Annotated in this window: 31 protein-coding genes and 1 pseudogene; 15 read left to right on the forward strand and 17 right to left on the reverse strand. The window is 37.8% G+C overall.

What is annotated here, in order from left to right; translation table 11 throughout:
* The first annotated feature begins 7 nt into the window (after positions 1–7).
* The 4 genes from speE (at position 8) to ACZ2V4_RS04365 (ending at position 3,440) form a co-directional block, all read left to right on the forward strand.
* The gene (speE, locus tag ACZ2V4_RS04350; protein ID WP_099483471.1) at positions 8–868 is read left to right on the forward strand and encodes a polyamine aminopropyltransferase; all 861 of its coding nucleotides are present in this window, start codon (positions 8–10) and stop codon (positions 866–868) included.
* Positions 852–1,703 (forward strand): agmatinase, encoded by an 852-nt coding sequence (gene speB, locus ACZ2V4_RS04355; RefSeq protein WP_219493057.1) that lies wholly within the window; start codon positions 852–854, stop codon positions 1,701–1,703. Before speE ends, speB begins: the two co-directional genes overlap by 17 nt.
* A gap of 104 nt (positions 1,704–1,807) precedes the next feature.
* Positions 1,808–2,221, forward strand: coding sequence for a YolD-like family protein (locus ACZ2V4_RS04360; protein ID WP_490514536.1), 414 nt, complete (start codon positions 1,808–1,810; stop codon positions 2,219–2,221).
* Positions 2,222–2,399: 178 nt separating this feature from the next.
* The gene (locus ACZ2V4_RS04365; protein WP_490514537.1) at positions 2,400–3,440 is read left to right on the forward strand and encodes a hypothetical protein; all 1,041 of its coding nucleotides are present in this window, start codon (positions 2,400–2,402) and stop codon (positions 3,438–3,440) included.
* A 10-nt stretch (positions 3,441–3,450) separates the two neighbouring features.
* Here ACZ2V4_RS04365 and ACZ2V4_RS04370 read toward each other — a convergent pair whose 3' ends face one another.
* Both ACZ2V4_RS04370 and ACZ2V4_RS04375 read right to left on the reverse strand, forming a co-directional pair.
* Positions 3,451–3,972, reverse strand: coding sequence for a type 1 periplasmic-binding domain-containing protein (locus tag ACZ2V4_RS04370; protein WP_219493063.1), 522 nt, complete (start codon positions 3,970–3,972; stop codon positions 3,451–3,453).
* 56 nt (positions 3,973–4,028) lie between these two features.
* The gene (locus ACZ2V4_RS04375) at positions 4,029–4,199 is read right to left on the reverse strand and encodes a hypothetical protein (RefSeq protein ID WP_099483475.1); all 171 of its coding nucleotides are present in this window, start codon (positions 4,197–4,199) and stop codon (positions 4,029–4,031) included.
* 136 nt (positions 4,200–4,335) lie between these two features.
* On the opposite strand from ACZ2V4_RS04375, the gene ACZ2V4_RS04380 reads away from it, so the two are divergent.
* Together ACZ2V4_RS04380 and ACZ2V4_RS04385 are read left to right on the forward strand one after the other, a co-directional pair.
* Positions 4,336–4,710 (forward strand): hypothetical protein, encoded by a 375-nt coding sequence (locus ACZ2V4_RS04380; protein ID WP_490514538.1) that lies wholly within the window; start codon positions 4,336–4,338, stop codon positions 4,708–4,710.
* Positions 4,711–4,725: 15 nt separating this feature from the next.
* A complete protein-coding gene (locus tag ACZ2V4_RS04385) occupies positions 4,726–5,760 on the forward strand; it encodes a C45 family autoproteolytic acyltransferase/hydrolase (RefSeq protein WP_219493067.1) in 1,035 nt (344 codons plus the stop codon).
* Positions 5,761–5,964: 204 nt separating this feature from the next.
* On the opposite strand, the gene ACZ2V4_RS04390 is transcribed toward ACZ2V4_RS04385, so the two are convergent.
* Entirely contained in the window at positions 5,965–6,723 is a 759-nt protein-coding gene (locus tag ACZ2V4_RS04390; RefSeq protein ID WP_211517740.1) for an NUDIX hydrolase, read from the reverse strand.
* A gap of 168 nt (positions 6,724–6,891) precedes the next feature.
* On the opposite strand from ACZ2V4_RS04390, the gene ACZ2V4_RS04395 reads away from it, so the two are divergent.
* Both ACZ2V4_RS04395 and ACZ2V4_RS04400 read left to right on the forward strand, forming a co-directional pair.
* On the forward strand, positions 6,892–7,932 hold the full coding sequence (locus tag ACZ2V4_RS04395) for an NADH:flavin oxidoreductase/NADH oxidase (RefSeq protein WP_219493069.1): 1,041 nt from the start codon (positions 6,892–6,894) through the stop codon (positions 7,930–7,932).
* Positions 7,932–8,573 (forward strand): HAD family hydrolase, encoded by a 642-nt coding sequence (locus ACZ2V4_RS04400; RefSeq protein WP_490514539.1) that lies wholly within the window; start codon positions 7,932–7,934, stop codon positions 8,571–8,573. Before ACZ2V4_RS04395 ends, ACZ2V4_RS04400 begins: the two co-directional genes overlap by 1 nt.
* A gap of 64 nt (positions 8,574–8,637) precedes the next feature.
* On the opposite strand, the gene ACZ2V4_RS04405 is transcribed toward ACZ2V4_RS04400, so the two are convergent.
* Positions 8,638–9,867 carry an aminopeptidase gene (locus tag ACZ2V4_RS04405; RefSeq protein WP_101037599.1) on the reverse strand — a complete coding sequence of 410 codons (1,230 nt, stop codon included), beginning with the start codon at positions 9,865–9,867 and terminating at the stop codon, positions 8,638–8,640.
* A 141-nt stretch (positions 9,868–10,008) separates the two neighbouring features.
* A complete protein-coding gene (locus ACZ2V4_RS04410) occupies positions 10,009–10,491 on the reverse strand; it encodes a hypothetical protein (protein ID WP_101037597.1) in 483 nt (160 codons plus the stop codon).
* Positions 10,492–10,631: 140 nt separating this feature from the next.
* Between ACZ2V4_RS04410 and ACZ2V4_RS04415 the strand changes: the two genes are divergently transcribed.
* Both ACZ2V4_RS04415 and ACZ2V4_RS04420 read left to right on the forward strand, forming a co-directional pair.
* On the forward strand, positions 10,632–11,186 hold the full coding sequence (locus tag ACZ2V4_RS04415) for a thioredoxin family protein (protein WP_419895100.1): 555 nt from the start codon (positions 10,632–10,634) through the stop codon (positions 11,184–11,186).
* A 107-nt stretch (positions 11,187–11,293) separates the two neighbouring features.
* Positions 11,294–11,668: a hypothetical protein gene (locus ACZ2V4_RS04420; RefSeq protein ID WP_101037593.1), complete on the forward strand. Its 375-nt coding sequence runs from the start codon at positions 11,294–11,296 to the stop codon at positions 11,666–11,668.
* Positions 11,669–11,729: 61 nt separating this feature from the next.
* On the opposite strand, the pseudogene ACZ2V4_RS04425 reads toward ACZ2V4_RS04420, so the two are convergent.
* A pseudogene (locus tag ACZ2V4_RS04425) lies at positions 11,730–11,867 on the reverse strand (sigma factor-like helix-turn-helix DNA-binding protein); the annotation flags it as partial.
* Positions 11,868–12,040: 173 nt separating this feature from the next.
* Complete coding sequence (locus tag ACZ2V4_RS04430; protein WP_219493074.1) at positions 12,041–13,573, reverse strand: M4 family metallopeptidase; 1,533 nt, start codon at positions 13,571–13,573, stop codon at positions 12,041–12,043.
* A gap of 359 nt (positions 13,574–13,932) precedes the next feature.
* On the opposite strand from ACZ2V4_RS04430, the gene ACZ2V4_RS04435 reads away from it, so the two are divergent.
* Positions 13,933–14,784: a helix-turn-helix domain-containing protein gene (locus tag ACZ2V4_RS04435; RefSeq protein ID WP_219493075.1), complete on the forward strand. Its 852-nt coding sequence runs from the start codon at positions 13,933–13,935 to the stop codon at positions 14,782–14,784.
* A 318-nt stretch (positions 14,785–15,102) separates the two neighbouring features.
* Here the strand turns inward: ACZ2V4_RS04435 and ACZ2V4_RS04440 are convergent, their stop codons facing one another.
* The 5 genes from ACZ2V4_RS04440 to ACZ2V4_RS04460 form a co-directional block, all read right to left on the reverse strand.
* Positions 15,103–16,218 carry an FAD-dependent monooxygenase gene (locus ACZ2V4_RS04440; RefSeq protein WP_283722443.1) on the reverse strand — a complete coding sequence of 372 codons (1,116 nt, stop codon included), beginning with the start codon at positions 16,216–16,218 and terminating at the stop codon, positions 15,103–15,105.
* Entirely contained in the window at positions 16,209–16,694 is a 486-nt protein-coding gene (locus ACZ2V4_RS04445; RefSeq protein ID WP_420493943.1) for a GNAT family N-acetyltransferase, read from the reverse strand. Before ACZ2V4_RS04445 ends, ACZ2V4_RS04440 begins: the two co-directional genes overlap by 10 nt.
* 104 nt (positions 16,695–16,798) lie before the next feature.
* A complete protein-coding gene (locus ACZ2V4_RS04450; RefSeq protein ID WP_490514540.1) occupies positions 16,799–16,945 on the reverse strand; it encodes a hypothetical protein in 147 nt (48 codons plus the stop codon).
* Between the two features lie 203 nt (positions 16,946–17,148).
* Positions 17,149–19,212 (reverse strand): heavy metal translocating P-type ATPase, encoded by a 2,064-nt coding sequence (locus tag ACZ2V4_RS04455; protein WP_490514541.1) that lies wholly within the window; start codon positions 19,210–19,212, stop codon positions 17,149–17,151.
* Positions 19,202–19,552 (reverse strand): ArsR/SmtB family transcription factor, encoded by a 351-nt coding sequence (locus ACZ2V4_RS04460; RefSeq protein ID WP_419895603.1) that lies wholly within the window; start codon positions 19,550–19,552, stop codon positions 19,202–19,204. Before ACZ2V4_RS04460 ends, ACZ2V4_RS04455 begins: the two co-directional genes overlap by 11 nt.
* A gap of 156 nt (positions 19,553–19,708) precedes the next feature.
* Between ACZ2V4_RS04460 and ACZ2V4_RS04465 the strand changes: the two genes are divergently transcribed.
* Positions 19,709–19,939, forward strand: a complete 231-nt coding sequence (locus ACZ2V4_RS04465) for a hypothetical protein (protein ID WP_101153292.1) — start codon at positions 19,709–19,711, stop codon at positions 19,937–19,939.
* A gap of 40 nt (positions 19,940–19,979) precedes the next feature.
* Here ACZ2V4_RS04465 and ACZ2V4_RS04470 read toward each other — a convergent pair whose 3' ends face one another.
* Positions 19,980–20,624 (reverse strand): metallophosphoesterase family protein, encoded by a 645-nt coding sequence (locus tag ACZ2V4_RS04470; RefSeq protein ID WP_219493079.1) that lies wholly within the window; start codon positions 20,622–20,624, stop codon positions 19,980–19,982.
* A gap of 165 nt (positions 20,625–20,789) precedes the next feature.
* Here ACZ2V4_RS04470 and ACZ2V4_RS04475 point away from each other — a divergent pair, with 165 nt between their 5' ends.
* Entirely contained in the window at positions 20,790–22,337 is a 1,548-nt protein-coding gene (locus tag ACZ2V4_RS04475; protein ID WP_490514542.1) for an SLC13 family permease, read from the forward strand.
* A 37-nt stretch (positions 22,338–22,374) separates the two neighbouring features.
* Here ACZ2V4_RS04475 and ACZ2V4_RS04480 read toward each other — a convergent pair whose 3' ends face one another.
* Positions 22,375–22,698 carry a TIGR04104 family putative zinc finger protein gene (locus ACZ2V4_RS04480; protein WP_219493081.1) on the reverse strand — a complete coding sequence of 108 codons (324 nt, stop codon included), beginning with the start codon at positions 22,696–22,698 and terminating at the stop codon, positions 22,375–22,377.
* Between the two features lie 133 nt (positions 22,699–22,831).
* Here ACZ2V4_RS04480 and ACZ2V4_RS04485 point away from each other — a divergent pair, with 133 nt between their 5' ends.
* Entirely contained in the window at positions 22,832–24,148 is a 1,317-nt protein-coding gene (locus tag ACZ2V4_RS04485; protein ID WP_219493082.1) for a TrkH family potassium uptake protein, read from the forward strand.
* A gap of 68 nt (positions 24,149–24,216) precedes the next feature.
* On the opposite strand, the gene ACZ2V4_RS04490 is transcribed toward ACZ2V4_RS04485, so the two are convergent.
* On the reverse strand, positions 24,217–24,399 hold the full coding sequence (locus ACZ2V4_RS04490; protein WP_050742452.1) for a hypothetical protein: 183 nt from the start codon (positions 24,397–24,399) through the stop codon (positions 24,217–24,219).
* The gene (locus tag ACZ2V4_RS04495; protein ID WP_041636178.1) at positions 24,383–24,691 is read right to left on the reverse strand and encodes a hypothetical protein; all 309 of its coding nucleotides are present in this window, start codon (positions 24,689–24,691) and stop codon (positions 24,383–24,385) included. Before ACZ2V4_RS04495 ends, ACZ2V4_RS04490 begins: the two co-directional genes overlap by 17 nt.
* 73 nt (positions 24,692–24,764) lie before the next feature.
* On the opposite strand from ACZ2V4_RS04495, the gene ACZ2V4_RS04500 reads away from it, so the two are divergent.
* Positions 24,765–24,965: a hypothetical protein gene (locus ACZ2V4_RS04500; RefSeq protein WP_133445756.1), complete on the forward strand. Its 201-nt coding sequence runs from the start codon at positions 24,765–24,767 to the stop codon at positions 24,963–24,965.
* A 216-nt stretch (positions 24,966–25,181) separates the two neighbouring features.
* Here ACZ2V4_RS04500 and ACZ2V4_RS04505 read toward each other — a convergent pair whose 3' ends face one another.
* Positions 25,182–26,582 carry a dihydrolipoyl dehydrogenase family protein gene (locus ACZ2V4_RS04505; protein WP_490514543.1) on the reverse strand — a complete coding sequence of 467 codons (1,401 nt, stop codon included), beginning with the start codon at positions 26,580–26,582 and terminating at the stop codon, positions 25,182–25,184.
* Between the last annotated feature and the right edge of the window lie 166 nt (positions 26,583–26,748).

The raw sequence follows: 26,748 nt of genomic DNA on the forward strand, positions 1-26,748 counted from the left end.
ATTGTACATGTTAGACTTATGGTATACAGAGAATCACACGGATAACGTAAAATTCTCTATTAAAACAACGGAACATATCTTAACCGAAAAAACACCATTCCAGCAAATTGATTTCTTCAAGTCTGAAGAATTTGGTACGTTCTTTACTTTAGATGGTTTAATGATGGTTAACGAAAAAGATGAATTCGTGTATCACGATATGATTACGCATGTTGCTATGGCAACAAACCCTAATATTAAGAAAGTACTCGTTATCGGTGGTGGTGATGGGGGTACTGTACGTGAGTTAACACGCTATGCATCAATCGAACAAATTGATATGGTAGAAATTGATGAGCGCGTTGTACGTTTATCTCAAGAATATCTTCCGATTACAGCAGGAAAGCTCTCAGATCCACGTGTTACTTTATTATTCGAAGACGGTTTGGCATACGTGAAGAACAAAGAAGATGGTTACTATGACCTTATCTTAGTAGACTCTACTGACCCAATCGGTCCTGGTGAAGGGTTATTCTCACATGATTTCTATAACAACTGTTTCCGTGTGTTAACAGATGACGGTATATTAATCAATCAGCATGAATCTCCTTATTATCCAAGCTACGCACATGAAATGAAGCGTGCACACTCTAAGATCAAAGGATTATTCCCGATTACGCGTGTGTATCAGTTCCATATGCCGACTTATCCATCAGGACACTGGTTATTTGGATTTGCTTCTAAGAAATTCGACCCATTAAAGGATGCTGACTTAGATGCATGGAACAAACTTGGCTTAAAAACTAAATACTATAACACAGATATTCATACAGGTGCATTCGCCCTTCCAACATTCGTTAAGGAGATGCTCGATGATGCAACCGAATAAACATGTGTATATGAGCTGCGAATCTTCATTTGAAGAAGCCACGACAGTGATATACGGTGCGCCATTTGACGGTACGGTTTCAAATCGTCCTGGTACACGCTTTGCAGCTGATGCTATTCGTTCTGAATCATATGGCCTTGAAACGTATAGCCCATTCTTAAACAAAGACTTAGAAGACGTCCGCATTATGGATTCAGGCGACGTCGATATTACAATCGGTAATAAGGTGAAAGTACTAGAAGAACTTGAAGAGACTGCGCGTACAATCTTAAATGCAGGCAAACTGCCGTTTATGATCGGTGGCGAACATTTAGTGACGCTCGGCCCTATGCGTGCCGTCCTAGAAAAGTATCCGGATGCGATGCTTGTGCAGCTTGATGCACATACAGACTTACGTGATGACTATATGGGAGAACCATTGTCTCACGCAACAGTCGTACGCCGCATACATGACCTTATTGGTGATAACAGAATCTATCAATACGGTATTCGTTCAGGTACGAAAGAAGAGTTTGACTGGAGCGATACACATACAATTCTTGAGAAGTTTTCAATTGATACATTAAAGAATTTACCCGGTATTATCGGTAATACGCCCGTATATGTCACAATTGACCTGGATTGCCTAGATCCATCTATCTTCCCTGGTACAGGAACACCTGAACCCGGCGGATTAACTTATAGAGAACTTGAACCCGCATTTAGAGTATTCGAACAACTGAACGTTGTTGCAGCAGATATTGTAGAATTGTCACCACCATACGACCATAGTGGCGTTTCTAATGCAGTTGCAGCGAAAGTTGCACGTGAACTGATGCTTGCGATTACGAAGTAAAATATTTTATAATCTGAAGGTTTCACAACTTCAGATTATTTTTTTGTTGAAAAACAGAACGTATGTTCGTATAATGAAAGAAAAGCTTGAAAGTAGGGATAAAAATGATTCATCCGATCTATGGTGAAACAGATTACCGTAAAATCGATCCTGCACAATTGAACAGAAATATTCCAAGAGGACGTGGCATGATTAAGTGGGCACCCTTTGCGACGATGCCCGAACAATTTCTAGATGTTAAGCGCCAGATTGATGCACAAACGAAGATTGAACGTCCAGAACTATCAGAAGACCGCTTACAGGAAATTAATGAGATACTACATAGCGCACTCAGTAAGCAGCAGCCAGTTTACATTGATTATTACATCGACGGCACAATTCAGCATACAATGATGTATATCGAGAAGGTTGATCAGTGGGCTGCCATTATTATCGGCACGACGGTAAACGAAGGGCACACGTATTTTGTGTCATTTTTAGATATTGTAAATCTTAAGATTATTACAGAAACCATTTAACGATTAATATCCAGAATTTGCATAATAATATTGATAAAGTAACGGATTTATTACAATTTATTAAAGTTCAAACAAGCATTGTGAACTGAAGCTAAATGAATGATAAGATTCGGTAATTCATCACAGCAAACGCGTAGCACATGGCATAATATAAGCAAATCAACTAAAGGAGTCTATAATGCGAACAATTATAATACTATTATTGTTGCTGATCATTCCATTGCCACTATATGCTAACGAGTTACCCCCTACAATCTTGTACTTTGAAAATGAACATGCCCAGCCGCTGAAATATCACTTTACAGTAAATGATGACCTCTACTACGAAACAGACGACGATGGTTACTATATTTTCAATAATACTGTCAATGAAATTGAAGTGGATGGGCAGATTATCCCTATTAAAGTAGGTCATAAGCATATCATTCATGTAGATGAACCGGTAGTAGATGGCATCCTTGAAGAAGTCCCTCGTCCACATGATGATGAGACCGAACAACCGTCAAATAACGACACAACCGTTAGAGTATTCACACCTGCATTTACTCCATCTGAAGCTGTCCATGTATATCTTAACGAAGGACATAAACGTATCGCGACAAGTGAAGCAAAAGACGGGACCGCTCATTTCGATAACTTAAAGCGTGACACGGTATATACGGCGACTACTGACGAAGCAGTAGAACCCATTCGTATCAAGCAAGGAGAAACACGTCGTATTACAGTGCAGACAGACGACCCGCCTCCGAAAGTAAGAGCAGCACGTGTAATGCCACAAAACGCACCTGAGAAACAGAAGCTCAATATTAAGCTGAACGACGAGGCAGATGAGGAACAATCAAACAAAGAGCAGCAGGTGCAAAAGAAATATACGTATACGAAACGCTCAGTCACCTCACAAGAAAACAACAATAAAGCGTATAAGGGCGTAATGCCACAGATTCCGGTGTCACCTGTAAAAGATGACGAAAGTTCTTCCTATAATGTTGCAGAACAATATGAATCACCTATTCAAAAAGAAAGCGGTACGAAAGAAATAACGACTCAAGAAACAACCTCTATGCACCCTGAAGACCATATTGACTCCGAATATAAAGTAAAACAGACCGTAGATAAAACACTGCCCGATACAGGAGATGCATATACTAATCCACTATTATTATCTGTATTATTTACCGCGTATGGCGGCTGTATTCTTTATATCAGCCGATTAATTTGAATCACAGCGTCTATACGGCACGACTATGACCATTTACCTGCAGCATGCCACTTTCTACAACAAAGTCATGACCAAAAGGTGTTATGCCACGCATCCCTTCAAATATAAACATACCACCACTACTAATCATGCTTTGGGAAGCAAGTGTCGACATGACGTATGTGCGGTGCGCCTTTATATCCGTCAGACGATGTAATCTGCGCATCACCTGTTCAAAGCCTTCTGTTGCACCTAGCGCTACAAAGGCATCAGGGTTATGTCTATTTATCCTTCTTATGTATTTATTAAATGACTTAGCGCGTTCATTCCAGTCCACAACAGCGAGTACTTGTCCTCCATCACCAAATGGTCCGCCGTATGCTTCCCATAATGTTTTAAACTGATATGCTGTACGGATATGAGAGTCATGCCTGCTACACCCGATTACAATATCGCGGATAGCAGGTTTATTCTGTTTCATCAAAGCAATCAATGTAAGCATCTCGGATTCTAATCTCGGATTAATGTCTAAAACATGCTGAACTGTATTCAAATAAGCACCTCGTCTATTAATTTATTCAAAAAGAAAAGAACTCAAAAAATTGAGTTCTACGCGTGTTCTGATTCAATTTGTGAAACGATTTCTTTCGTACGACGTTCGATATCTTCAAAATCTTTCTTAAAGCTGATGAAAAATAATGCAGCGCCTGCTGTCAAAATAACGCTTAATACTAAGGCAAAGATAAATACTGCTTTAAATAATCCTTTGATCAATTCCATCCATATCCACTCCTAAGTTTACTTTTGTCCTTAGTTTATCATAAATAATTTCATCATAAAAATATTTGACATTAACTATTTCAAATTAAAACGATTATATATATAATAAAACAAATACATTTAAAGGATGAACAGGATGGCTCATGTACATTTACTTGCTGCCTGGCAGCATAACGACATCGATAAAATAAAACAGCTTATATCTAAACGTGTGCACGTTTTCTTAACTAAAGAAAATGGTGTAACAATTGAAATGAATTATGAGACACTGATCGCCTTAATGCAACAAGCAATTGAAGTCGCTAAAAAAAACGACTGGGACTGGCAGTTTGACGTAATGCATAAAACGGAACGTGGATCTGAGAATATTGTTGTGATAAAAATTTCTATGAGTAGCGGTAACTTCGAATCATCAGAAAAAGCCAGGTTATGTATATTAACATTTGATGATGATGGTGAAGCAAGAAGGCTTATTCATGCATATATTGAAGATAATGTAACAAACAATTAGGAAAGCTGGGAAATCATGCAACAAGTTAAAAGTATGATCACGGAGTTTAGAGGTAACCATTATGACTTCGGGCGGCATCAGGCTGAATGGCTGAAGACGACACTCATGATGGAAAACAGAGCGAGAGAGTGGCGTCTTCGTCGTCCCCGATTTGATATTAATATCGAGGAATCAATGGATGCATTCATGAAGTATGCACCCGGTATATGGGAGGAACTCATCGGATTACAGGATGGACTCCACATGGATATGACACAGGTGCTGCTTAATTTCGGCCACTATAGAGTGTATGCGAAGCCAAGTGGATGCAGCGTGTTTACAACAGAAGATTATATGGTAAGGAACTATGATTATCATCCTGCAACATATGATGGTAGATTTACGTTCTATCAGCCGAGTGATATCGGCTATGCAACGATGGCACCTGTTTCACGTATTACAGGTCGTATGGATGGAATGAATGAGCATGGTCTTGTAATGGGCTATAACTTTATGCATCGTAAGGCACCTGGAGATGGCTTCGTCTGCTATATGATCGGACGTATGATTTTAGAATATTGTAAAGATATTGAAGAAGCAGTCGCCTTCTTGAAAGAAATTCCACATCGTTCCAGCTTCAGCTACATATTGCTGGATAAATCAGGTATCACTAAGATTGTCGAAGCAACACCGAGAGAAAAAACGGTGCGTAATCATCATTACTGCACAAATCATTTCGAAGTACTCACCCACGAGAATAGACGAGTGCTTGATGATTCACATATGCGTATGAAGCACTTGAAGCAGCTCACTTCTCACATTGATGCGCACACTGCCTTTCGCTTAATGAATGATCCCAGCCAAGGTGTCTTCAGCAACCTCTATTCTAGCTGGAGTGGTACGATTCATACGAGCTGTTATCACCCGAAAGATATGGCATGCGACATCACGCTTGGCAGTAACGGAACCCCCGTGACCCTTAACTTGCAAGATTGGCTAGATGGCAAACCGTTACCTCACTACGAGATAACTGGACAAATCGATACGCATTTAACATTCGCAAGTGAATAATAGGTCGTGACACGAGTGCTTAGACACGAATAAAATCATGAAAAGACACTAGGAAACGGGGTTTGTTTCCGGGTGTCTTTTTGATTTTTAGAAGTGTCTGCTCGTGGAACGCCGTCAACAGGTCGTGACACGAGCGCTCAGACACAAATAAAATCATGAAAAGACACTAGGAAATGGTTTTTGTTTCCGGGTGTCTTTTTGATTTTATTGAAAGGCTGTAAGCACCTTAAATGGTCTATTCTCAAATAGATCAAATTGCTGCTGGCGTAAGTCCATCGCCTTCAGCAGACGCTGCTTCTGAAATGGAAGTGTGACATACTGATCGATATTGGCTGCTGTCACAGGATAAAACGCGACGTCTACCGTCTCTTCTGGTGCGTCTTTTAGTACGCCTCCTGTCACTCGCCCTTGAAATGTAAAATTGATTACACCTGTTGTTTTGTTATGTGATGTGTAAAGCAACGCTGTAATCTCTACATCGAGTCCCGTTTCTTCTTTGACTTCCCGTATTGCACCTTGGATTACATCTTCACCCTTATCCAGACGTCCCCCTGGTAATTCTAATGTATCACTACGATGTAAGCTTCTTACAAGGAGTACTTCATTCTTATCATTTGTTACATAAACATTGGTTGATACGAGATGTAAATCTTGTTTGTAATCTCCTGTAGGATGGATGATCATTTCCTTCTTAGAGATGATCCACTTATCGTTTGCAAGCTTTTCTGGAAGACTGTTTTTGTAGTGCACTGTTTTCTTGCGCATTTCAAAGAATTCACGGTAGTGCTGCTCATCAATATAACCCCATATTTCGGTGATTACAGTATAATCATCATTCACCCATCTACCGATCAGTTTGACACCGAGTTCTAGATAATTGTTAAGTACGTGGTTATGAAAATAAGCATTCGTAGATTCATAACCATCAGGAATAATTCTAATTTCAGTCTTTACTTCAAACATCGCTACACTTCCTAACCTGCTTCTTCGTTTACCATTATCATACATTAATCCATATAAAATTTCATTTCACAAGTGAAATTTTTACGGCATCAAATATATATTTAACAGTTCAAATATTCGAATTCTATATTTATTCAGTATAAAATACACATATAAGGAGTGATTCAAATGAACACAAAATTAAATACAAATATAAAAATAAAAGATCTGACACTTAAAAATCGTATCGTTATGCCTCCGATGTGCCAATATTCTGTTGAAAAGAAAGATGGCACACCGACAGATTGGCACCATATACATTATGCTTCTCGTGCTGTTGGAGGCACAGGACTGATTATTGTGGAAATGACAAATGTTGAACCCGACGGCAGAATTACCGATCACTGTCTTGGATTATGGGATGATGCTCAAATTCCAGCTTATCAACGTATCGTCCAGGGAATTCATGATAATGGTGCTAAGGCCGCAATTCAAATCGCACATGCAGGACGTAAAGCGACACATATAGAGACACCTGTCTCAAGCTCAGAAACACCGCTCGATGAACCGACAAAGTTCGGTCCAATACGTTACCCTCGCGCGCTTTCAACGGAAGAAGTAAAGGTTATGGTGGATAAGTATAAAGAAAGTGCGAGACGTGCGGTTGAAGCGGGATTTGATGCGATTGAGGTTCACGGTGCACACGGATACCTCATTCACCAGTTTCACTCACCTTCAATTAACAAGCGAACGGATGAATACGGTAAAGACTTATCTCTATTCGGATGCGAAGTAATACAAGCGGTTAAGTCTGTTATGCCTGAAGGAATGCCGCTCATCTTCAGAATTTCTGCTCGTGAATATATGGATGGCGGTTATGACTTAGAACATGCACTGCACATTTCTGAAGCTTATCAAGCAGCAGGTGTCGATGTTTTCCATATTTCAACAGGTGGAGAGGCACCCGCTGGCAAAGAAAAGCCAGGCAACTATCCAGGATATCAAGTGCCATTCGCACGTGCATTTAAAGAAAGATTCAACATACCTGTCATCGCAGTAGGCATGCTGGATAATGCAGAAACTGCTGAAATGGTGCTGAACAATGATGATATCGATATGGTTGCCATCGGACGTGGCATGCTAAATGATCCTTATTGGGCAATTCATGCGGTGAAATCTTTAAGAGATGATGTCGAAATTCCAAAACAATACGAACGAGGGATTCATTAATGTACGATTATGTACTCTTTGATCTGGATGGTACATTAACCGATCCTTATATCGGAATTACGAACAGCATCATCTATTCTTTACAACAGATGAATATTGAAGCGCCAGATAACAGTGCGCTTATCCCATTCATCGGACCACCTCTACATGAAAGCTATAGAACGGTCTATAACCTGCAAGATGAAGATAACGCTACTGCAATTAAGCATTATAGAACTTATTTCAGCGATAAAGGCATGTACGAAAATGAAGTATATGCAGGAATTGAAATTGTGCTGCAGGCACTTAAAGCACAAGGGAAGCAACTCTTCATCGCGACAAGTAAACCGACTGATTTCGCAATTCCGATATTACAGCACTTCAAACTTGATGGTTACTTTAATGAAATTGTCGGCAGCAATATGGATGGCACACGCACGAATAAAGCAGAAGTGATTGCGACAGTTATGAATACCCATCAGTTAAATCCAGATAAGACGGTGATGATTGGTGACCGTATGTATGATATCAATGGTGCTCATCAAAATAATATCGATAGTATCGGTGTCCTCTATGGTTATGGGAGTGCAGAAGAAATAAAGGCGGCAAAGTCAACACACACAATTGCAACGGTGGATTACTTGCTGGATGTGCTTCTCTAAACTAAATAATGTTATTCCAAAAAGAACCCGAACACTGCATAATGCAATGTTCGGGTTCTTCGTATTAGATAACCCAGTTCCCATCTTTAAAGACAGGAATTGTTGATCCATCTTCATAGACACCATCGATATTCAGATCACTGCTGCCCATCATAAAGTCTACATGTACGAGTGAGTGATTCAATCCTTTATCAAATAACTCATCTTTTGATAAATCTTTTCCGCCTTCTATCGCATTCGGAAATGATCGTCCTAATGCAACATGGCACGATGCATTTTCATCATATAACGTATTATAATACAAAATTCCAGAATTTGAGATTGGAGAATCATCTGGCACAAGCGCAATTTCTCCTAATCGTCTGGCACCTTCATCGTTATTCAATAAGTTCTTCAGCACTTCATAACCTTGTCCAGCTTCGAAGTCTGTCACGACACCGTCTTTAAACGTTAATTTAAAATCATCAATAATTGCACCTTGATATGCAAGAGGTCTAGTATTTCCGATAACCCCGTTAACACGGCGATAATCCGGCGATGTAAATACTTCTTCTGTCGGCATATTCACTTGAATTTCAACACCATCTGCATTTTTCGTGCTCGCACCTAACCATCGATGTCCTTTCGTCAAACCAATTTCAACATCCGTACGTTCAGAATAATAATGAAGCTTATCGAAGTTCAGTTCATTTAACCTTTCTGCACGTGCATTCAAATTATCATTATGTTCTTTCCATGCCTGAACAGGGTCTTCTTTGTCCACACGTACCGCTTTAATCATCGCATCAAGCAGCTTAAGTTTTGCTGCCTCTCCTTTTTCTTTTGGAAATACAAGTTCTCCCCACTTGTCATTCGGGAATGCCACGATACACCATGAGAAATCATAACGCCCTACTGCACGTGCGAAGTCTTTGTTCATCTCACCACTCGCTTTAGCAAGTGCTGCAATCTTATCAGGTGCTGCATCTTTCAATAACTCAGGGGTCTGTGAATAAATACGTAAATGTGCGACCTTCTGCTCGATAAAGTCGTTTACTTCGTCTATCTTATACTGCTTCACCGTTTCGAATACTTCTACAGGTGCATATTCAAAGTCTAGCTGACGTGATGGTCCATCTGTCAGCTTTTGAATAACATTATGCGCCCCACGTTCATATGCCGCTTTCGTTACTGCTCTGACAAAGTCGATCGCATCGATATCTGAATTGATGACCAATGTCTGCCCTGGTTGTACATTCAGACCTACTGTCACAACGGTCTGTGCATATTTCTCTACTGTTTCAATATAATTCATAACCTGTCTCCTCCATTCTATTATTTCCATTATATCGGTTTCCGAATGAAAGATAAACAAAAAAGAAAAGTATCGATCATTAACAAAAATACCGGAACAACTATGAGTTTTTTCACCAACAGCTGTTCCGGTATACTTATATTAAGCATCAAATAATTCGATACGTTTCACCTTATTATCTTTAAAGATAAACTTCATACCTATGTGATTTTCTTTATCCATATAATGATACTGTGTCTGACGGTTATTCAGTATTGATTTCTTATATGTCGTACCGTAAGCCTCAATCACTTGTGCTTTCGAGTCACCGATGCCAATATTACGTTCCGTGTACAATTTATCATTGCGATATAAGATAAGCGCACTTATCTGCTGCTTCTTATTCGATACGCTAATAATCAGACCAGGCAATGCATCTGATCGATAAAATGACTTACCTTCCACTTTCGCATTATCATCTTCTTTAAAACTTTCTAGTAGTACATTACGATGCTGATGTAACATATAGTTTCCGATGCGTTCCTGACTTAGATCATTATCTGGAGTCGTGCAATAATTATAAACGAGCATGCCGGAAACGAAGATAATAAACAGTCCAATAATTGTAAATATATATTTCTTCATGAGCGCCCACTTTCCTCATTTATTTTCTTTATAATAACATAAAATATTAGTTTATTCTTTCGACTTCTAGAGCGTTAGTTTTGTCTGACAATTCTTATATTGTTATAATACAATTATAATAACTAAAGGGGATGAACGTCATGACAACACTTAAAACGCATTACGATAATAGTTTAACACTTGAACAATACTTAGCGCATATGCAGGTCAATAAAGATGAAATGCTTGAGATATATAATGCTTTTCAAGTACCAGATGATGCACGTCTACAAGAAATTAAAGATAAAGATTTAAAGGCAATCGTCATTACAGAAGACTGGTGCGGGGATGCAATGGTCAATATTCCAGTACTCATGCGCATCGCTGAAGCAGCAAGTATTGATCTGCGTTTCTCATTACGAGATGATAATCTTGAGCTCATGGATCAATACTTAACAAATGGCACTGCACGTTCGATTCCAATCTTCGTATTCCTTGACGCTACAGACCATCAATATGCTGTGTGGGGTCCACGAGCACAAGTTGTCCAGGACTATGTCACAGAAGTACGCCAGGACCTACCTAGTAAAGATGCACCAGACTTTGAAGAGAAACAAACAGCAGTGCACCACACAATCCACGAAAAATATAAAAACACACCAGAATTCTGGGAGGAAATCTACAACTCTATCGTAGAACGCCTCATTCATCTATAATCACGACAACAGTTTGAGAAAATAATACTCAAACTGTTTTTTTGTGTAATAAATATTGAATTCGAGGGTATATAGGAATATAGATATATATTAAAAGAGGTGAAGCTATGAATAATTTATATGATGAAGTAAAGAACTCACGAAACGAACTATTAGAACAAGTTAAACAGCTTAGTACATCTGAACTTAACTATAACTTCGGCAGCAAATTCAAGAGCATTAAATATAACTTACTGCAAATCGCATATGCATATCACGAAGGACTGGATCAATATAAGGACCAGATTGGTGATTATGACTTATTTAAAGAGAACGGACCCAAACTGAACATTATCGATATCGAGAACTATTTCGATAATATTGATTATGCAATCGAACAAAACCCAGTGCCTCCAGAAACAGTGATGCCTTATATCTTTAACGACTATGAGTATCGCGGTAAGATTAAGTTTCTGATGACATTCTTTGAAGTGTTGAAATAATGAAAATAATAATCCCCCAAATAAAATTTGGGGGATTATTAAATTTTGTACGTAAAGTGATTTTTGTATAATTTTCAATACTATGAATCGTCTGTCTTGAGCGTTTCAATCTATTTGCGATTTCTTTTGCCGAAAGATTTTGATGATAATATGATTCTATGAATGTGAATTCATCCGTGTTAAGATGGTTAGAGGTCATTCTGTACTCACTCCTTATGTTTTCTTTGGTCGGAAATACACAATGAGTTTAGCACAGAGGACTTTTTTAGTTATCTAGCTTAGTTTACAATCAACGTTTAGAAAAATTAAACTAAAAAAAACACTTTATTTAAAAAAATGAAGTGTTTTTCTACTCGATAAAATACTGTTATCCTACTGTACTCCAGCTTTACTCCACTCATTCCAAACGATATCAGCATCATTCTGACCATAAAGATCATATGCAGACTGTGCAAGTGCATTTTTAGCATCAGAGAAATTAGAATTAGATGTTAGGTATTGTGTGAGTGCACGATAATATATTTGTTCAGATTTTTGATTCCCTAGTTGTCGGATGGTGTTATATGCAATTTTATTTGGAATTCCTGAATTGATATGGACACCACCATTATCTGACTGCGTATTGACATATTGACTCATATTTTCAGGTTGTCCAAAGGCACCTGGATTTGACAGACTTCTCAATGCATCTCCTGATTGTCCTGGAGTATATACGTCTTCTCCCATCAACCAGTCGTTAGGATCTACAAAATAACCAAAGATATCAGAGAAACTTTCATTCAATGCACCTGACTGACCATAATATTCAAGGTTCGCAGTTTGTTGAGTAACACCATGCGTAATCTCATGTGCAACAACATCGTTTGCTCCTGATAAGGCTGTGAAAGTTCTACCATCCCCATCACCGTAAATCATCTTATCGCCAATCCAAGCGGCATTATTTGTATTATCTCGACCACCATAATTATTCACATGGACAATAGAATTAATTGGACTACCATTATTATCATAAGATTCACGATTAAATCTATTTTTGTAGAATTTATAGGTCTGAGCAGCATAATAGTTAGCATCTACTCCCGCACGCTGATTATTGCTATCGAAAACCTTGTCATAGTCTGTAATAAGATTGGCACTACCATTATACTGATTCAGACTATAAGCAGATATTTGTCCTTTATTTGTCACATCCTGTAAAGCATAACCCTTACTGATACTATTGATATTGATACTTTTAGTATCTCCTAGTACGCCACGACCAGTTCCTACAGCAGCAGCTTCTTGAATTAGATTCAGCTTCTCTAATACTTGTCCGTTATCTGCATCGATTTTCACTTTCCAATGTCCAACTTTAGGAGATACAGTAGTAATTTCTATATCATATACTAGTTTATTTTTATCTCCATCAATAACAACATTGGAGCTTTTAATGACTTTATCTCCAAGGTTATCTGCTTTATCTTCATTGATAGAAAGTGATTTAAATGCTTCAGAGATAGCAGTCTTACTGTCGATATTAACATTATTTGTAGGTGCAATAGTCTTAGCGTCTATAGCACCATTGACAAGTACAACCTCACCTTTGTCATTTGTATGTACTTTAATCTCTTGGTCTGTAGCAAATCTTCCTTTTGATTTGGGATGTAAAGTGTAATGTACATAACCTAAATTATCTTTTTCTACATTTGTTACTTCATATTGTTTATAATTCTTCTTCAAATTTTTATAACCCGGAAGATCTTTGAGAATTGTTTTTACTTCTTTCTTTGATTGAATATTTCCATTTACGTCAAGTTGCTTAAAACTTTGATTCTTAGCTTGAGCCTCATGTGTATCAGCGATGCCTAGAGCAGATGAAATTATTGCTGTTGAAAGAACAATAGTACCTAGTTTACTCTTTTTCATTAAAAACACCTCTTCTTTAAATTATAAAATTTATTACTAACTTTATTATATATTCAAACTTGAATATTTCAATATATTTTTTGAATATAAAAAATAATCTATTAATTCTATAATAGAACTAATAGATTATTAGAGAGTTTTTCCAAAGGGTTCCTACCAAAGATGCCACTCAGGAAGGTTATCAAAGTTTAAAATTATTACGCTGCTTGCAAATATAAGTAAAGAACTTGTATTTTTAAAGACTTTTTTCATTTTTATTCTCCTTTCTAATATTTTAAAGTAAAATTCTAAATAATATTGTATATATTCATATAATATATAATATAATGTATATCTATATAATAAGAAAGGGTTAATTTATGAAAATAGGAAAAAGAATTAAAAATCGCCGTCAACAACTTAATATGACTCAACATGAGCTATCAGATGGGATATGCACTCAAAGTCAAATCAGCAAGATAGAGAAAGACGAGATTATACCTTTAGCAAGTCTTCTAGTGAAGATTGCTGAGAAATTGGAAGTTTCTTTAGATGATCTAGTCTATGAAAATAGAACAAAAAGAATAGAAAATGAATTTTTAATAGATAAGGAACGTATAGACTATTTATTGAAAATTAGAGAATATGGTAAAATACAAAATCTTATTAGCGTGATAGATAAAGAAAAATTAAGCTTTAATGACTCTATATATATTATGTATATATCATTAGTAACAGAAAACTATACACGAAATAGTAATTCATTAGAAAAATTAAATATTTTTTACTCTGAACACAGTGACACTATGGAGGATAATCTTAAGATAAGAACTCTAAATAGCTTGGGTATTATGTCAATGGAAAATAATCAACCAGAGAAAGCTAAAGAGTATTTCTTGAAAGGTTATAGAATTGCGATAACAAGTAATGTATATGAGGATTTGTTATTCAAGGTTGCATATAATTACCTAAGGCTTCTCTTTCAGCTTGAAGAATACAAAGAGATGTATGATATTTCATGCACAGCTATAGAATTTGTCTTCGTGAATAATAATACCTATTGTTATCCTCAACTAGTTTTCTATAAATATTTTGCTTTAATGAAACTTAATTTGTTATCACTCGTAGATATGAAAGAGATAGAGACGGCCTTATTTTTCAGCATAAAAAAAGGTGAAAATAAAACTACAGAAAATCTTGAAAAAATTATATGTAATTTGAAAAGATTATAATTTGCACCTTCAATATAATTGAAATGAAAATAATAAACGCTACCAACCATGTCATGGAATTCAATACTATTTGCTCAGTCAAAATAGATAGAGGATATACTGTCCTTACATCAGATATATTTTCAAACATATAATATTTCAAAATATCTTCTAAATTATTAACTGTTATCATTTTTTAGATTTCAATCGGTAATCGTTTAATTAGCCTTATTTATTATACAAATAACGTGTGATTACAAACAAAACACTCCAGAGTTAAGATTTTCAAATCTAACTTCTGGAGTGTTGCTCACATCTTTGTAACACGACGTTCTTATTTCAATTTAATGGTCTTCTATTCAGAAATTCTGTCTGCTTATTCAAGACATATTCAGGAATATTTTTTACGACTTTATTACGTAATTGAATAAACAGCTGCGATTCACTTTGAGCAGCTTTCCCTATCTTACGGGACTTCAGTATGACTTTCTTCGTATGCGGAACACTTAATCGGTCATAATTTGCAAGTGCTTCTTTCAATGGGTATTGTTCTAACTGGTTGACGAGACATACTGCATCTTCAATGGCCTGCGATGCACCTTGTCCCATATTAGGTGTCGCTGCATGTGCTGCATCCCCTAGTAATACGACACGTCCTTTTACAAATGTCTTAAGCGGTTCAATATCATATATATCATGATGTAATGGATCTCCGACTGTGTTGTCTAAAACATTAGTCACTGCATGAGGAAATTCTTTAAAGTATCGCTTTAACTTCTTCAGATTATAGTTTCTGAATTCTGTATCCCGTTCAAGGGCATTAATGCATAAAAACCAGTAGACTTCATTATCTCCCAGAGGAACAATCCCGAATCTGCCACGCGCATCCCAGTATTCTAACGCTGTCTTGTCGTTCAGCCCTGGATTCACGCTCGTTCCTCTAAAGCATGTATATCCTTGATACTTCGCCTCACTACCTGGAAACATCTGTCTGCGCACTTGAGAGTGCAGCCCGTCCGCTGCAATAATGAGATCATACTGGTTGCTAGTACCATCATTCATTTTAATTGTTCCTGCATCAAAGTCTGTAATCTTGACGACCTCTTTAATCAATCTTACATTCCCTTTATAATGATAACGTAGTATATTATGCAGTGAACTGCGCTGTATCGTAATATTATCTTCTCCAGCTTTATTAAAGATCACACGATTTAAATATGTATCGTTCGCATCTCTTAGCTGAGCTTCAATCAAAATATTGCCGTCTCTTTTTATATCTTCAGCAATATCATAACGTTCAAGTGCACGTATCGCGTTTTCACCGATACCAAGACCTACACCTTCTTGTTTTAATACGTGTCTCTTTTCTAGTACTTCTACGCTATGTCCAAGACGTTCTAGTAATATCGCTGCGGTTAAACCACCGATACCCGCACCAATGATTCCTATACGCATGTCATCACTCCATTAAATTCATATTCATAATAATAATAGCTATCATCTATACTCGTACATATAAAGTCTAACGTCTCAAGTAAACGCTGAGATGCTGTATTATCGATTAGTGCCGATGCTTTAATCGTCAGTTTGTCATGATGTTGTGTTAAATGCGCTATAAGACAGCTTATCGCTTCATAAGCATAGCCGTTACGTCTATAGTTACAGCGTATGTGGTAGCCGATTTCTATCTCATGATGCCAGCTCGGTGGTCCACTGAGGGAGATTTCACCAATGAAAGTATCCTCCAGCTTCAATAACCACGTCCCATAACCGATACGTCCTGGCATCATATGCTGTTTGTAAACTTCTTGAATATATTTGCTGTCGTACTTATATTTCGACAGCACCTCTTCTAAATTTTGTGCACATAAAGCATCAATTATCAACCGCTCAGTCTGTAATCGATAACTGATTGTCATAGCACTGTTCATACGCTCACCTGATTCTCATAATATAATTTCATTATACATCATCCATTATATAAATGCTTTTTTGAGCAAAGAGACACGTCGCCAGAAATGGAATCTGACGACGTTTAAGTTACTGCACTTACTTTAAAATGTGCAATCGTGTGAATCAGTAAGAATAAAAAGGCAGTGAAGTATGGAATTAAATAGAGTAATTTAAAGAAAATATACTTCCACAGTAAATCTTCAGTTAATAAGTTGATCAATAACTCCATCACTTCACCCCTTCTTTATATTAGTATAGATAGAATATCATAATTTGGTTGAAAGGTGATAGTTATGTTATCGGCGAGTGGCCGATAATAGGACAATCAGACTCACTTTTGTACGCGAGTGGCCGATAATGGGACATTCGAGTTCTCCTCAAACACTCACTCAATATAAAAAACGTGCGATCACCTAAGATCGCACGTTCTTCTTATTTTCTTTTTAACAATCTCAAACTATTCAGGGTCACTAATATCGTTGCACCCATATCCGCGAATATTGCGATCCATAATGTGAGCCATCCTGGAATCACGAGTAGTATCGCAAGTAGCTTTAAGCCAAGTGCGAACGTGATATTCTGCTTAATAATCTTCAATGTACGTTTGCTCAGTTGAATCACACGGGGTAAATCGTCAAGATTATCTTTCATAAATGCAATGTCCGCTGTTTCTAATGCGGTATCTGTTGCGGCCCCGCCCATCGAGAAACCGACGTCAGCTTGAGCGAGTGCGGGCGCATCGTTAACACCATCTCCAACCATCGCAACACGTCCATGTTGCTGATAATCTTTAATGATATCCAATTTATCTTCAGGCAATAATCCCGCATGTACTTGTGTTAATCCGATTTCTTTGCCGATTGTTTCAGCAACTGACTTATGATCCCCTGTTAACATGACAGTATCAATGTTCATTTGTTCAAGGGTACGAATGACTGATTCTGCTTCTTCTCTCAGTGTATCTTTAATAAAGAACACACTGTAAATTCGATTGACTGTTCCAAAGAGCACCATCGTTGCACCTGTTTCATGCATGTTTTCTATTTCTTTTTGTGCATCATCAGATAAATCAAAGAAAGAACGTTGCCCAATTCGGTATTCAACACCATCGAATACGCCTTTTACACCTTTAGCAGTAACCACTTCATAATCGGTTACAGGAACGAGCGTGCGCACTTCAAGCGAGTCGACGACGGCACGACTGAGTGGATGTCCAGCCTCTTTTTCAAGTGTATAGATAATGTCATCCTTCTGATCTGCTTCAAAATCTCTTCTTGACACAACAGCAGGTGTTCCTTTCGTCAAAGTTCCTGTCTTATCGAAAGCAACGGTGCTAATATGTCCAGCGTTCTCGAGATGCACGCCCCCTTTAATGAGCATCCCTTCTTTTGCTGCGCGTCCAATCGCTGTTACGATTGCTACTGGCGTGGATATTACAAGTGCACAAGGACATCCAACAACAAGCACTGACAACCCTTGATATAAGTAGTGATTAAAATCGCCTCCAAAGAGCGGTGGTACCACAATAACCATTAATGCAATCAGCATAATAATAGGAGTGTAATATTTCGCAAATCTATCGACGAACTTCTGGGTCGGCGCTTTCTCGCTCTGCGCTTCTTCTACAAGATGAATCATCTGTGCAAGTTTCGTCTCATCATTTCGTTTAGTTACGCGGACTGTCAACTGACCGGATTCATTCAGCGTACCTGAATACACAGTGTCTCCCTCCTGCTTATGTACAGGAATACTTTCTCCAGTGATGCTCGCCTGATTAATATTACTTTGTCCATCGGTTACAACACCGTCTACTGGTATTTTCTTACCAGGCAGTACTTTGACGATATCACCAGGCATAATGCTGTCTACATCCACTTCAATAAACTTACCTTCACGTGCTATAAGCGCAACGTCTGGCGAGATATCAATAAGCGAAGCGATACCTGCACGGGATTTCTCCATCGCGTACCCTTCTAACGCTTCACTTATCGCAAAGAGTACAACGACCATCGCGCCTTCTTGTAATTCACCAATTAGCGCTGCACCAATGATAGCAACCGTCATCAGTACATTCATATCAAAGTTCAATTTAAACAGACCTTTTACTCCTTCGATAAATAGATGGTAACCCCCAACCAATATCGCAATGATGAACACAACACGCGTTACTGTATGATCCTCACCAAAGTTCAGACTACATAGCATCCCAATCAAAAATATAATTGCCGATAATATAAACGGTATATTCTCTCTCTTCTTATAGAAAGGAACTTTGTTAACACGTTTAATATGAGCCGGTCTCACTTTGATGTTATCGAATTTACCTGCCGCTTCTAACGCCTCAATGGATGCATCTCCAGTAACTTCAAGCTTGGCCGCACCAAAGTTTAAAGTGACATCCTCTACACCTGGAATTGCCTTCACGTTATCCTGAAATTTCGCTGCACAATTTGTACATGACAAACCTTCTAAGCGATACACTTCTTTATTCTTCATCGTCCTCATCTCCATGTGCTAACGCTGTTCTTATCAACGTCTTAATATGATCATCTTTCAGTTCATAAAATGCATTCTTACCCTTTTTTTCGACGCTTACAATATGTGATTTAAGCAAATATCTGAGATGATGACTCGTCGTAGCGACAGTCGCGCCGATAATATTTGCCAGATCACACACGCATAACTTCTCTTCAAGCAGCAAACTATAGCAGATTGACAAACGATTCTTATCAGCTAATGCCTTATAAATCGAAAGCATTGGCACTAAGTCAACAACCTCCATATTCGCTTTTACACGTGATACTTTATGTTCATCAAATAAGTAAACATCACACATATCATTACTCACACATCCACCTCATTCAAATATATATTTGAATATATTATATAACAAACATAACATTCAAACAATGATTTGAATGTTATGTTTATATCTTTTTACTACGGGAATCTTATTGATGAACAAATAATAAATAAGGGAGTTTTATCCATAATGGAATCAAGTAGTAATTATTTAAAGATTGAGATTAAGCTGGACAACAATGAAACGGTTTATCATTACGAATTCTTCTCAACAGATGAGAAGATTGCGTACAATAACTTCATCACAAAATGTGACCGTAACGAAACAGGTTTCCTTCCAATCAATGACGGGGAACATAATAGTGCAATCAATCTAAATAAAATCGTCAAAATTACTCCGCTTGAAAGAACGAATATTTAAATAGTAAAAAGCACCTGACACGTCAGGTGCTTTTTACTATTTAATATTTATCTTCATCCATAATTTTCTCCAAATAACTATCTACCAGTTTGCCGTGTTTATTAATACGCACTGCACATAGGTGCTCATAGTTCCCCGCACCTGTATCGATGTTGAGTATATTACGTTTCTTATCATACTCCGGCTTACCACTTTCTGTCGGCGTATGTCCTATCACCTGCAGCTTATGCATATGCTTCAACTTTCCACGGTAGCGCAGTACACACCAGCTGCTCTCTGTGCTAAACTTTCTAAAGTTCAGCCAGTTTACGCCGGCATGTGATACATACAGTACCTCATTTTCATAATAAAGCGGTAAACGATGCATCCACTCAATATCCCTGTCGAATTTTTTCAATGGATAATGTGTGAGCGTCCTTCTGTAGTTTTCTTTCATCTCTGACTTTGGTGTATGCTGCATCATATACTGTACCATCTTATATTCATGGTTCCCTTTAATACACACCGTATCCGGATACATATTGCACAGCTTTCTAATATAATAGACTACATCTCTCGAATTGCAGCCTTTGTTAATATAGTCTCCGACAAAGATAAGCTGTTCTTCTCCTTTTTTCCAGTGCTTCATGATTTTCTTCAAGGTAAAGAAACAACCGTGTACATCTCCAACAATAAAATAATTCATCTTTGCCATCCCCATAATAAAAAGATTAGTAGTTACTGATTATAATTCAATCGCCGAAAAATCTAAAGAAAATATTGAAAAAAATAGAAATAAATTATGAAACCCCTTACAATTTTCTTTCCGATTTTGATACAATTGGAATTGAATAAACAAAGAAGGATGTGAATGATTATGAGAAAAAGTATCGTATCTGCAAGCTATCTGCAATTCTTTTCTAAGAAAAATCAAACACCAGGGTATACGAAAGTTCAACTGATTGGTTTAATGCTCGGTCCATTGTTATTCCTCTTATTTAATTTTCTTATCCAGTTAGAAGGTTTAACACCTGCTGCACGCTTTGTCCTTGCCTCAACACTGTGGATTGCAACGTGGTGGATTACTGAACCGATTCCAATTCCAATAACCTCACTTTTACCACTTGTCTTGTTTCCGATGGGTCAGATTATGGACGGTAACAAAGTCGCGGCAAACTATGGTAATGATATTATCTTCTTATTCCTGGGAGGTTTTATTTTAGCGATTGCTATGGAGAAATGGAATCTGCATACGAGGCTCGCGCTGAATATTATCAATAAAATCGGGACAACAACTTCTAAAATCATACTTGGATTTATGATGGCAACGGGCGTAATGAGTATGTTCGTCTCTAACACCGCAGCGGTTATGATCATGATACCGATTGGACTGGCATTGATCAAAGAAGCCGAAGTGCTCAGTCAGAATAATGCATCAGAATCATTACAGAAGTTTGAGAAGACACTTGTGCTCGCAATCGGCTATGCAGGTACGATAGGTGGACTGGGGACATTGATTGGAACACCGCCACTTATTTTGCTTACGGGTCAGATGAAAGCAATATTCGGATATGAAGTCAGCTTCGGACAATGGATGCTCGTTGGTGTCCCTTCAGTTATCATCCTCTTATTACTTACGTGGGCATATTTAAACTATGTAGCGTTTAAGACAGATATGACAGAATTACCAGGAGGTCAAGCGGTCATTGAACGTGAACTGAACAAGTTAGGAAAGATTACACGAGAAGAAATTATCATCTTATGTATCTTCTTGTTTGCAGCATTCTTATGGATTATTAGAGGGTTCGTATTCGTGAATATCCCTGCCCTCAAAATGATTCAGGATGGTTCAATTGCAATGTTCATATCGATATTATTATTCTTAATTCCGACAAAACGCCAGCAAGGCCGCATCGTTGACTGGTCGATTGCAAAGGAAATCCCATGGGGTGTGCTGCTATTGTTTGGTGGAGGATTAGCGCTAGCAAATGCAATTACCACAAGTAAACTCGATGCGTGGCTGAGCAATCAGCTGATTTTGCTAAAAGGATTACCGATTATCCTGATCATCACGATCACTGTCTTATTCGTACTGTTCTTAACCGAAATCACATCAAATACAGCAACTGCAACAATGATTTTGCCATTACTTGCTGCACTTGCAATATCAATAGATGTACATCCACTCGCATTAATGGTCCCAGCTGCGATGGGTGCGAACTGTGCATTTATGTTACCAGTAGGTACACCTCCAAATGCTATCGTGTTTGGAACAGGTAAAGTGACGATTCGAGAGATGGCAACTACCGGTTTCTGGTTAAACCTAATCAGCTGTGTCATTATCGTTATTGCTGTGATGGTATTGCTGCCAATCGTCTTCGGCTTCGATATTACACCATTTCCAGCTTCATTAAAATAAGGAACGGAAGCAATTCCGTTCCTTATTTTTTATTCTTCTATTGAATAGACTTACTTGAGAAACTATCAGGATATTCTGTAATTCTATGAAGTAACGGAAAGAAGATGATCAATAAAACAAGAGAAACGATATATAACGTAAGTAATACATACGAATGCAGATGAAATAGATTAACTGCCATCATTATTATTAAATTTACTACAAAAAGATGCAGATAAATCTTAGCAATCTGTTTCTCAGATATATAATGAGTATGCGCACATTTTGGACACGGCACTTTAACATTGGTAAAGAGCTGCCATGATGCTTTAAACATATCCTCATACCGATAAGGATAATTGCACTTCTTACATCGATTCAAATCAATCTCCCTCTCTACTTACTAGCTGTTGTATTATATCTAATTTTTTACAATAAATAAAGATAGATGTATATTGTAATTTATATCTTTATCATGTACTCTATTGCTATCAAATATTAAAGAAGGTTTCTAAGTGAAAAAGAAAAAAAGTAATCCATATCTCGTGATTATCAGTTCGTTCATCATCTTCTTAGCTATCGGGACATTGCTGCTGGCACTTCCGATAGCACAAAGACAGCCAACATCATTTATTGACTGTCTGTTTATTGCAACCAGTGCATTTACGGTGACAGGACTTGCAACGATAGATATTACAGCAAATTTCAATACATTTGGTCATATTATCATTATGATCCTTGTACAGGCTGGCGGACTCGGGATCATCACATTAGCGATGATCGTCTTTATCATGCTTGGTCGTAAGGTAGGACTGAAAAGCCGTTCATTGGCTACGGAAGCTTTGAACCAGCAAAACTTAGGCGGCATATTACGTCTTGTTCTTACACTGTTACTGATCAGTCTTCTATTCGAGTCAATCGGCGCTGTACTGCTGGCACTTGAATGGGTCCCTTTGCTCGGGATTAGACGTGGATTATTCAATAGTTTCTTTACTGCGGTAAGCGCATTTAACAATGCCGGATTTGCACTTCACAGTGATAATCTCGTGCAATATCAGACAAATCCTTTAACTAACTTTATTATCACTACATTGATCATTCTTGGAGGATTAGGATTTACTGTTATTCTTGATCTCTACCAGAAAAAAAAGTTTAGTCATCTTAGGCTGCATACGAAAATCATGATATTCGGCACAATCATTATTAATGCGTTCGCGACACTGTCCATCTATTTACTTGAAATGAATAACCTTAAGACGCTCGGTGGCCATAATACGTTCGATCAGTTTCAGATGGCTTACTTCCAGGCTATTACGACAAGAACAGCAGGATTTAATACTATAGATATTGGTGCACTACAAACACCGACCATCTTACTGATGATGCTATTCATGTTTATCGGAGGCGGATCGACATCAACTGCCGGCGGGATTAAGTTGACGACAGCTGTCGTTATCTTCTTCGGGACAATCAGTTATATTAAACAACGTGAACAAATCAATTTATTCAAAAGAGCCATCGATACTAAAAATCTTTTTAAAAGCTTCGCAATTGTCGTATTGAGCTCTACCTTTATATTTATCATCACTTTGGCGCTTGTTATCGCAGAGCCTGATCTGCCATTCCTTGCAGTAATGTTCGAAGTCATATCAGCATTCGGCACAGTCGGATTGACGATGGGCATCACAGCGAAACTCTCTGTTATCGGAAAGCTGCTCATTATTCTGATGATGATGATTGGTAAGATCGGTGTATTAACCATCGTGCTGACATTCTCTAAACCACAGAAAGCGCTCTATACGTATCCGAAAGAAGATGTACTGACGGGGTAGATAATATTATAAATTTGCATCAAAAAAGAGAAGAACTTCAAAATTCTTCTCTTTTTTAACATTAAAAATTAATCTTCAATATTTTTCTTAATTCTTATTAAATCTTCTTCTGACACTTTAAACGTTACCTCTCCAGTTTCAAGATCAACTTCTGCCAGTACTTCGGCTGTTCGAGGAAACAACCCCTTCGTTAGTTTTAACTTCAGTGGAATTGAGGCATTATTGGTCATCGTCTTAAATATCTTTTTCATAAGAATGTCCTCTCCTAACAATGATTTTTCTGATTAGTAGTATTGGCGCAATGATAAAAGCACCCACCTGCACTAAAGAACGAATCGGTTTTATCTTGAGTGCAAATGCACTGGCATCAAGAGCGATAAAAGGATAGCTAAAGAACGCAACGATAAAGTAGAGTGTTAAGATTATCAACGGAAATCGCCATACATCGGCAGAATATAGTGTACCCATAACATAAAAGTATAGCGCCAAGAAGGCAATGCTTAAAATAATAGCAAGAATATGATATACAATATTCTCTTTCAATATCAATCATCCCTTTCTCATTTATTTTAACAGATGTATAATTATAGTAAAATATAGGGAAAGGAGAGATATTATGAAAAAATCTCAAAAATCATTTATCATGCTTGTCATCATTCTGGCTATCGTGAATATCATCTTAATCCTTATGGACTATGAGATACGTGGTATCATCAGCTGGGCTTCTATGGCAATCATTCTACTTGTAGCTTTCACCTTAAATATGCGAAGATTTATGCGCAATGAACCTGACCAAGATAAAGTGGCCCGTAAATAATAAACACGGGCCACCTTGCACACCAAACAGCCGCTTTATCTCTCAAAGTGGCTCATAAATAATAAATACGGGCCATCTTGCACACCAAACAACCGCTTTATCTCTCAAAATGGCTCATAAATAATAAACACGGGCCATCTTGCACACCAAACAACCGCTTTATCTCTCAAAGTGGTCCTTAAAAAACCTCACTCAAAATTGAGTGAGGTTCACTTCTTATAAATCGATATCAACGCCCATCATATGCATACCTAGTAGTTGGATAACACCACTTGATGCACTCGGGAATGCAACAATCAGCTTATTTACTTCTCGACCACTCATCTTCTTCTCGATAATCAGTGTGAGCATATTAATAAGATCGTCTGCGGCACTGCCATAGATAACCGCACCTTTTAATCTATTTCTTCCATCAAGGATAACCTTCATTTCCGCATCACGTTCGTGTTTATACTGAAATTCCAGCTGTTCCCCAAATTTAATAGTTTTCACTTTATACCCTGATTTACGTTCCGCTTCCTCGACGGTCATCCCCACATGCGCGATTCTTGGCAACGAATACACCACATTCGGGATTGCAGGATATTTAATCGGTAAGAGTTTCAATGCTTTTAACGGGAACTTCTTCTTATCCGCATCGTTACCTAGTATATTGAGCGCAATATAGTTAGATTCGAATGTTGCCGTCGGTGTTAATTTAGGTGTTTTCTTACTAACGACATCTCCACTTGCATAGATATTTGGCACAGATGTCTGCATGAACTTGTTGACTTTAATACCGTGCTTATCGTAATCCACACCCACTTGCTCTAATCCGATACCTTCCACATTCGGTACACGTCCTGTTGCATCTACAACGTAATCTGTATACAGTTCAAAGCCTTTGTCGTCAGTGAACTTCAAACCATCCTCTGTCTGTTCAAGCTTATTGACATCAATATTCAGATGGAATGTCACACCTTCATCTTCAAGCTTATTGACCAGTTTCTGTACATATGGCTGATGATACTGCTTCAGCACAGTATCAGAATGACCAATCACCGATACTTCACTGCCCATCTTCGCAGCAATTGAAGCGAACTCGATGCTGATATAACCACCGCCCAGGAAGGTGATGCGTTCAGGGAACGTATCCAGCTCCATAAAGTCGGTACTGTTGTGCATGAGTTCCTTACCTTCAATATCTAGTACATGACTGCGCTGTCCCGTTGCAAGCACGATGAATTTCGCGTGGTATTCTGTTCCATCAACGCTCACCGTGTGTGCATCTTTCAGCAGCCCTTCACCTTTGATAATATCAATGCCCTGATCTTTGAAGATTTGTTCCAATCCTTCATGCATCGGATTAATCGTCTCGCGTTTATAATCCATTAACTTCGACCAGTTCACTTGAGGGAGCGTATCTACAATATCACCATAATGCTTGAGAGACTCAATCGCTTCAAATGGCCCTTCTAATAAGATTTTAGGATTACACCCATAGTTCGTACACGTACCAGCAATCTTATCTTTTTCAATTATCGCTACACGCTTCTTCATCTGGTTCAAGATAAGTGCGCCGTGCCATGCTGCATGACCACTTCCGATATAAATCACATCATAATGTTTATTGTTCATATATTCCCCACCTCAACTTTATATTATTGTTCTTAATCATACTACCATAATAACACCTACGATTAAGTTAAAACAAAGGGTATGATTTATTATGTTAAAATAGTACTAATATTTTTCTACAACATCTCCATCATTGTTACTAATCTTATTTCTATAATTTTCTTCA

It is taken from the genome of Macrococcus sp. CoH-51_TC_04 (genome assembly GCF_058188655.1).